Genomic DNA, 1,067 nt, shown 5'->3' on the forward strand with positions numbered 1-1,067 from the left:
GGTAAAATCTTCTGAAGTTTCTATCAGGGATACCCGAACGATGTGGGCCGATGTTCTGGAGCGTTTCGAGAAAAAAGCACCTGCCAGCGTTATGGCCAAATTGGCGCTGGAGCACGCTATTGCCCCTGAGTGGGTCGATCAGGTCTTCGAAGAACATCGGCAACGGCAGTATTCTCGTGAGCTACTGTTCTCGACCATCATCAAGCTGATGTCCCTTGTTTCATTGGGTTTGAAGCCATCCCTGCACGCCGCGGCGCGGCAACTGGAAGATCTTCCTGTTAGCCTGGCGGCCCTCTACGACAAGATCAGTCGTACCGAGCCAGCTCTGTTGCGCGCCCTGGTCACGGGCTGTGCGCAGCGCCTGGCTCCAACCATCAAGGAGTTGGGTTGCACGGCGATGCTGCCGGGTTGGCAGGTTCGGGTGGTGGACGGTAATCACTTGGCATCCACTGAGAAACGACTGGGGGCTTTACGCCACGAGCGCGGCGCCGCTCGGCCCGGGTTTTCGGTGGTTGTCTACGACCCCGACCTGGATCAAGTCATCGACCTGCAGGCATGTGAAGATGCCTACGCAAGCGAGCGTGTTTGCGTGCTGCCTCTCTTGGCCGATGCCGAGCCGGGCCAGGTGTGGCTGGCTGATCGACTCTATTGCACGCTCCCGGTCATGGAGGCTTGCGAACAGGTCAAAACCTCCTTTGTCATTCGTCAACAGGCCAAGCATCCACGCTTGATTCAAGAGGGGCATTGGCAAGAACCAGTGCCTGTGAGCACGGGCACCGTGCGTGAACAGATTATTCAGGTTAGAGGCGGTTACCAGTGTCGACGTGTCGAACTGACGCTTCACTCGCCAACAGACTCGGGTGACAGCAGCTTGATGTTCTGGAGCAACCTGCCTGAAAGCGTCAGCGCGCAGCAGATCGCGGAACTCTATCGCCGCCGCTGGAGCATTGAAGGCATGTTCCAGCGACTGGAAGCAATCCTGGAAAGTGAAATCGAAACCCTTGGTAGCCCAAAGGCCGCATTGCTCGGGTTCACTACTGCGGTGTTGGCCTACAACGTCCTGGCCG

Annotated in this window: 1 protein-coding gene; it reads left to right on the top strand. The window is 57.8% G+C overall.

The annotated features are described in order from the left end of the window. Positions 1-91: 91 nt before the first annotated feature. Positions 92-1,067: IS4 family transposase (locus JUI81_RS31625; RefSeq protein ID WP_204125693.1), on the top strand; the 976-nt coding region annotated here is incomplete at its 3' end.

Source organism: Pseudomonas sp. 008 (assembly GCF_016861935.1).
In the GTDB taxonomy this organism is placed as follows: Bacteria; Pseudomonadota; Gammaproteobacteria; order Pseudomonadales; family Pseudomonadaceae; genus Aquipseudomonas.